The organism is Pseudomonas sp. SDO5522_S412 (genome assembly GCF_054071215.1).
The window spans coordinates 1-3,932 of record NZ_JBSVWQ010000354.1 but is presented as its reverse complement, the minus strand read 5'-3'; the positions used below and the strand labels follow the sequence as shown (position 1 = coordinate 3,932).

General features: G+C 61.2%; 7 protein-coding genes. 3 read left to right on the top strand and 4 right to left on the bottom strand.

What is annotated here, in order from left to right:
- Positions 1-87: 87 nt before the first annotated feature.
- The 4 genes from ACW9I6_RS31275 to ACW9I6_RS31260 all read right to left on the bottom strand — a co-directional run bounded on the left by ACW9I6_RS31275 (position 88) and on the right by ACW9I6_RS31260 (position 1,819).
- Positions 88-288 carry an SEC-C metal-binding domain-containing protein gene (locus ACW9I6_RS31275; protein WP_003213695.1) on the bottom strand — a complete coding sequence of 67 codons (201 nt, stop codon included), beginning with the start codon at positions 286-288 and terminating at the stop codon, positions 88-90.
- Positions 285-785: an LEA type 2 family protein gene (locus ACW9I6_RS31270; RefSeq protein ID WP_003213697.1), complete on the bottom strand. Its 501-nt coding sequence runs from the start codon at positions 783-785 to the stop codon at positions 285-287. Before ACW9I6_RS31270 ends, ACW9I6_RS31275 begins: the two co-directional genes overlap by 4 nt.
- A 61-nt stretch (positions 786-846) precedes the next feature.
- Positions 847-1,317: a YchJ family protein gene (locus ACW9I6_RS31265; RefSeq protein WP_003213699.1), complete on the bottom strand. Its 471-nt coding sequence runs from the start codon at positions 1,315-1,317 to the stop codon at positions 847-849.
- Between the two features lie 4 nt (positions 1,318-1,321).
- Complete coding sequence (locus ACW9I6_RS31260) at positions 1,322-1,819, bottom strand: DUF6231 family protein (protein WP_177048174.1); 498 nt, start codon at positions 1,817-1,819, stop codon at positions 1,322-1,324.
- A gap of 180 nt (positions 1,820-1,999) precedes the next feature.
- Here ACW9I6_RS31260 and ACW9I6_RS31255 point away from each other — a divergent pair, with 180 nt between their 5' ends.
- From ACW9I6_RS31255 to ACW9I6_RS31245, 3 genes are all read left to right on the top strand, one after another.
- Positions 2,000-2,695, top strand: a complete 696-nt coding sequence (locus ACW9I6_RS31255; protein WP_008432103.1) for an OmpA family protein — start codon at positions 2,000-2,002, stop codon at positions 2,693-2,695.
- A 128-nt stretch (positions 2,696-2,823) separates the two neighbouring features.
- Positions 2,824-3,117, top strand: a complete 294-nt coding sequence (locus tag ACW9I6_RS31250) for a DUF1145 domain-containing protein (RefSeq protein WP_457340200.1) — start codon at positions 2,824-2,826, stop codon at positions 3,115-3,117.
- Entirely contained in the window at positions 3,110-3,868 is a 759-nt protein-coding gene (locus ACW9I6_RS31245) for a collagen-like protein (protein ID WP_457340199.1), read from the top strand. Before ACW9I6_RS31250 ends, ACW9I6_RS31245 begins: the two co-directional genes overlap by 8 nt.
- Positions 3,869-3,932 lie beyond the last annotated feature (64 nt).

Below are 3,932 nucleotides of genomic sequence, written 5' to 3'. Positions count from 1 at the left end.
CAGAGAGGTTGACTGACACTGCGCTTTCGCGAGCAAGCCCGCTCCCACAGTTGGATGTGCAGTGTTTCGAGAATCGGGTTTCTTAACTCAAGCCCCGTGGCACTTCTTGAATTTCTTCTCGCTGCCGCACGGGCAAGGATCGTTACGACCCACGTCCTTCAACGTATTGCGCACCGGCTCCTGGTGAGCGTGGCCGCAGTTCGGGCCGTGGACATGGCCGTGGTCGTGATCATGATGATCGTGATCGTGGTTGCAGTCGGGACCATGGACATGGGGTTGCTGAGTCATCGATGTCGCTCCGGAATAAAATCGCCGGGGATTATCTCGCCATTGCGCAACACCTGCACGTCGTTCCCGATAAATAAACCGGTTTTCAACTCGCCTTCAAGACGATAGGGCACGGGATCGCGCGGATTTTTCAGCATGTCGACCACATCGCGGATCTGCGGCCACAGGTTGGTGCGCACCGATACCCGGAAAAAAGCGTGGCTGTGGGGTGGCACGGTCAGCCATTCGTTGGACTCGCCTTCGGTCAGCACCATCGTGCCGAGGCTGACCTTGTAAACCAGGCCGCGTACGGTCAGGTCGTTGTCGTCACGGTTATCCACGCGGAAATACAGCTTGAACTTCTGCTCCAGCAACTTGACCCGCACGGGGTCGACCTTGACCAGACGCACCTCGGGGGCGGGCGTATCGTCGGCGAACCACGACGCGCAGCCGGAGAGCCCCAGCATCAATGCCAGCAGAAGGCTGTAAGTCCTGAATACCCGCGCCTGAGAAACCATGCCGTTACTCCGTGTGAAGAGTCAGCATAGCAAGCGAGAGCCTGTCGGGTATCAATGAATGTCAGAGGTAGCCGGAACAGCACTTCTTGAATTTCTGCCCGCTGCCACACACGCAGGCGTCATTACGCCCGGCCTTCACGTCCACCGTCGGGTCGATAAAGTACCAGTGCTCATTGTTCTGTACGAAAGATGAGCGCTCGCGGTGGCTGTGTTCGCCGGTGCTGTCATGCCAGCGAGCGGTAAAGGTCACGAAGGCGTGTTCCGGCTGGCCGCCGAACACCTCGGAGCTTTCCACTGAAAGGCCCAGCCAGGTGCTTTGGGCGCTCCAGGCGCCGATGGCGGCCGTGTCCAGCCCGGCTTGCTGCGCAGGCAGGGTGGTTGCCACCAGGTAGTCCACCAGGCCCAGCACATAGGCGCTGTAGCGCGAACGCATCAATGCTTCGGCGCAGGGGGCCGGGTGGCCGGCGTGATAATGACCGCAGCAGGCATCCAGCAGGTTGCCGCTGCCGCAGGGGCAAATGGATGTACTCATCGGGTTACCACCAATACTTTCCAAAATTTTGCGGGTTGGCCCAGAAGCGGGCGTTCAGCCAATCCGGCACCTGTTTATAGTCAAGCAGATCATAGGTAAACAGCGTCAAAACCTGATCGTCGCGCTGGAAACGCTCGCTGGCTTGCAGGGCCAGGGAGAAGAAATCGGTGTCTTTCCAGTGGCAGGCCTCCAGGTCCACCAGCACCGCAATGCGACTGGCATTGAGATTGCGGATGCCCCCCAGCAGGGTCAGGCCCGCAGGTTTTGACAGGTGTTCCAGGCAACCGACCACTAGCGCCAGGTCAAAACGCTGGGCCGCGAGGTCGGTGGGCAAGGGGCCGGGCTCGGCGAAGGACACCACGGTATCCGGGTGTGCTTCCTTAAAGGCATCCAGCGCCGGGAACTGGCTGGCGCCCAATAACAGCAGGCGTTTGGGCGCGTGAAGATCAAGCAGCGCAGCGAGCGCTTGCTGGGGTGTACGGGAAGAAATACCGGCAGTCATCGAAGATCCTCACATCAGGACCGTAGAGACTAGCCTGCCTGAGCGTGCGGGCCTAGAGCGGGCGGCGAGAATAAACCGCTCGGCCCAATGAATACTGGGGTGTGACACGCTGGCGCAGATGAAAAGAGCCGTCTTTACTCCACTCGTCGGCCCCCGCCGATCCCCTCAGGAGAAAGTCAGATGAGCATCATGCGGACAGCTCTACCCTTGGTTCTGCTAACCGGAGTATTGACAGGTTGCGCAGGCTTGCAAAAAACCGACTGGCCCACCTGTGCCGCCGTCGGCGGTGTGACCGGTGCTGCCATTGGTGCGACCCAAAGCTCGTCCTATGCAGGCTACGGCGCACTGCTGATTGGCGGCATGGCTGGCGCCTATTGCTGGGTGCATGGCGACGGTGACGAGGACGGCGATGGCGTACCGGACAGTCGCGACAAGTGCCCTGGCACGCCAAAAGGCGTGCAGGTCGACGCCAATGGCTGCCCTCCGGTGCCGGTAGCGGTGGTTCAAGAGGAAGTGGTGGTGGTCAAGGAAGAAACCATCGTGATTCGTGACGTGCACTTCGAGTTCGACTCCGCGAAGCTCACGGCTGCCGACAAAACCAAGCTCGACGTGATTGCCACCCGCCTGAAAAAAGAGGCCCCGAGTGCGCAGTTGCGCGTCAGCGGGCATACCGACAGTGTCGGTAAAGATGCCTACAACCAGAAACTCTCTGAACGACGCGCTCATTCGGTGACCGACTACCTGGTCAGTTCCGGCATCCCGCGCAGCAGTTTTGTCTCCGTGACCGGCGCCGGCGAAAGCCACCCCGTAGCCGATAACAAAACCGCTGATGGCCGCGCGCTGAACCGCCGCGTGGAAATCCAGATCAACCGCTGACCCCGCCTCAAGGCCCCTGTGGAATCCCCAGGGGCCCCTTCATCAATTTTTTAATCCTTCACTGGCACAACGCCTGTAGAAGTCGTTACTGTGCGCCCAAAGAATAATGTGCAAGGGGAGCGTGCGGGATGAAGGTGTTTTGGGGGCTGGGTAAATTATTGACGTTGCTGTTCTGGGGCGTGGTGGTGGTCAACCTGATCACACCGCTGATCAACCCGTTCCACCTGTTGGTCAACCTGGGCGGCAGCCTGTTGTTGCTGACCCATGTTCTGGAACTGCTGTTGTTCAACGGCAGTGTGAAAACCCGTGCCCATCCCTGGCGTGACCGCTTGCAGATCCTGCTGGTGGGTATGTTCCATGTGCAGAGCTTTTCGACGCCGACACCGACTAATGATGTAAACAAGGAGGCCAATCATGCGTAAGGTTTTTCTGTTGGCCCTGCTGGTCAGCCCCATTGCCCTGGCCCAGAGCGTCAGCGTCGAGACCAACTCCTTGATGCGCCTGCCCAACAGCAGTGGTGTGTTGCAACTGGAGCGACTGGACGTGGCGGATTACGGCACCTTGCTGATTCCCGCCAATATCAGCCAGGTGACCGTGGATGAACTGCACCTGGGCCGCGACGCGCGAATCGCCATCGTGCCCGGTAGCACCACGTTGCAACTGCAGGTGCGTCAGGCGCAGCTGGAGCAGGGCAGCCAGATCACCTCACGCGGCGCTCCCGGTACCCATGAGCGCCCGGCCAAGGCGGGGCGTGACCTGGTGTTGCGGATTAACTCGCTGACGGCCGATGAGCTGTCGGTGGATGCCCGCGGTGGCGCGGGTGCCCAGGGTTATGCCGGGCTGGATGGTGCCAACGGCGAAGACCCGGGCTGCACCTGGGGTTCGGCCGGGCGCGGTGCCAATGGCGACAACGGCGGCGACGGGCTGCCGGGCGCTGCGGGCGCGCAGGTCCGTGTGGAATTGCCGCAGGACTTCCCGGGCGAGAAGATCAAGGTCTGGGTGGACGGCGGAGCCGGTGGTTTGGCGGGCACGGCGGGAAAGCCGGGTAAAGGCGGGCAGTCCAAGGGGTGCCTGGTGTACCGCGCGGATGGCGGCGAAAAGGGCCGGGCCGGGTTGGAAGGGCAGCCGGGGCAAGCGGGGCCTGCGGGTGCTGTGACCATTCAGAGGCTCTGAGGCGACTGGCCTGACGCTTTCGCGAGCAAGCCCGCTCCCACATTTGAAACGCATTCCAAATGTG

Excerpts from the sequence above, each read along its gene's own strand:
- ACW9I6_RS31270 (WP_003213697.1), bottom strand. The coding sequence starts at position 785 with ATGGTTTCTCAGGCGCGGGTATTCAGGACTTACAGCCTTCTGCTGGCA.
- ACW9I6_RS31260 (WP_177048174.1), bottom strand. The coding sequence starts at position 1,819 with ATGACTGCCGGTATTTCTTCCCGTACACCCCAGCAAGCGCTCGCTGCG.
- ACW9I6_RS31250 (WP_457340200.1), top strand. The coding sequence starts at position 2,824 with ATGAAGGTGTTTTGGGGGCTGGGTAAATTATTGACGTTGCTGTTCTGG.
- ACW9I6_RS31245 (WP_457340199.1), top strand. The coding sequence starts at position 3,110 with ATGCGTAAGGTTTTTCTGTTGGCCCTGCTGGTCAGCCCCATTGCCCTG.
- ACW9I6_RS31275 (WP_003213695.1), bottom strand. The coding sequence starts at position 288 with ATGACTCAGCAACCCCATGTCCATGGTCCCGACTGCAACCACGATCAC.
- ACW9I6_RS31255 (WP_008432103.1), top strand. The coding sequence starts at position 2,000 with ATGAGCATCATGCGGACAGCTCTACCCTTGGTTCTGCTAACCGGAGTA.
- ACW9I6_RS31265 (WP_003213699.1), bottom strand. The coding sequence starts at position 1,317 with ATGAGTACATCCATTTGCCCCTGCGGCAGCGGCAACCTGCTGGATGCC.